1 protein-coding gene is annotated in these 1,630 nt (G+C 53.9%); it reads right to left on the bottom strand.

Going from position 1 to position 1,630, the window contains the following annotated elements; genetic code table 11:
* Positions 1-485 precede the first annotated feature (485 nt).
* The gene (locus tag V6C16_RS12715; protein ID WP_333534593.1) at positions 486-1,271 is read right to left on the bottom strand and encodes an FCD domain-containing protein; all 786 of its coding nucleotides are present in this window, start codon (positions 1,269-1,271) and stop codon (positions 486-488) included.
* Positions 1,272-1,630 lie beyond the last annotated feature (359 nt).

The following is a 1,630-nucleotide window of genomic DNA, read 5'->3' on the forward strand; positions in this document are numbered from 1 at the left end:
TGCTCCTTGGTAGCTTTCATTTGTAGCCCTCATGCTGGTTTGGTGGTTGTTTGGTCATAACCAAACCTAACCGACATGAAGGGCTACTTCCATTTTGGGAATGTGCGAAAAATACCGTACGTTATCCGCTTGCATCTTTGCGGCGGGCGACTGCTCACGCAGCCGCCAGAGCAATTTCACTTTGAAATTGCTCTGGCGGTGAAAGCATGCCTGCCGAAATTTTAAAAACGTTCATTGCGGCGTTTACGTGCGGCATCCCTGCGCATGCAAGCCTTCGTCGCGCCATTGCTCCGGCAGCAGAGCCATTTTGCAGGAAGACAGTACAAAAGAGCGGCGTGCCATACAAGGCACACCGCTCTTTATTCCTTTTTCAGGGTCGTTATCTCAAAACGGAAAAGCCCTGCCCTGCGGCCCGGCGGGCGAAACATCCCACGGTGTCATATAACCGGTGCCGCTCGAACAAAATATTTTCGGCCTGTCTGCCGCTACATCTTGCCCGGCTTCTTTTCCGTCCCCGACATGACATCCACCTGATAGATGCCGCGCATCTCTTCCAGATGCGCCCGCATGGCTTCTTCAGCGGCATCGGCATCGCGTTTTTTCAGGGCTTCAAAAATACGCACATGGGCTTCATAGGCCAGTTCGCTCTGCTGCCGCACCTGCATGGAAGCATACAGGGGCGTGATCAGCCAGCCCGCGAAACCGTCGGAAACAATATCCAGAAAATTATTGCCCACACAGCTCACAAGGTAGCGGTGAAACTCGATATCCGCCTCGGAAAATTCGCGTATGGCCGAATCGTCCAGCAGGCTGCGCTGCTTTTGCAAAATGCGCTCAAGCTCGGCCGTCTGTTCGTCGGTCATGTTGCGTGCCATGCGCCGGGCTACGGCTGTTTCGAAAAACTGACGCAGCTCGTGCATTTGCCGCCAACCATCATGCGTACTGGAGTAAATTTCCATAGTGGCGCGCATTTCACGCAATAACGGATTGAGCGTCAGCCTGCAAACCCGCGCCCGCATACCGGGCGAAACCTCTATAAGCCCCATCCGCGCCAACGCCGACAGCGCCTCGCGCACGGCCGGACGGCCAACGCCGAATTCTTCCATAAGTTCGCGCTCTGACGGCAGTTTTTGTCCCACCTGGTATACGCCGGACTGTATATCTTCCAACAGACAGGACAGCACCTCGGCATGTACACGCGGACGCTGTATGCTGCGCCTTCTGCCTTGCAGCCTTTCAGGGCTGGCGATATTCGTATTTGCAATAGTCATGGTAGTCTGTTTGTCTCCTTGTATCTCGTGCAACCGAACCGACATGCCCTGCCGGGGTATTGTATGCGCTTGTGTGCCACCCGGTCTGCGCAGACGGCAGGCATGCAGGCTGGCGGCAAAAGTATTGTATACAAAGCAATACCATATTGAAAACCTGAGGAATATGCCCACGGCCAAAAGCGGCAACACAAGGCTGCCTGTGGAAAAATTTCGGCCTTTTCAGATGTTAAACCATTGCTGTCCGGCTAAGCACCCAATTCTAATAGGCTGAGATGTTGAAGATTATCTTTTCTTCGCCGTCGTGGATTCAGGAGTTCTTCCAGAGACGCCGAACCGAGCAGGTTGAGCTGGATGAGTTG

Origin of the sequence: Desulfovibrio sp. 1188_IL3213 (assembly GCF_036763145.1) — a bacterium.
Lineage (GTDB): Bacteria > Desulfobacterota > Desulfovibrionia > Desulfovibrionales > Desulfovibrionaceae > Desulfovibrio.

Coding starts and splice junctions, on each gene's coding strand:
- V6C16_RS12715 (WP_333534593.1), bottom strand. CDS start 1,271: ATGACTATTGCAAATACGAATATCGCCAGCCCTGAAAGGCTGCAAGGC.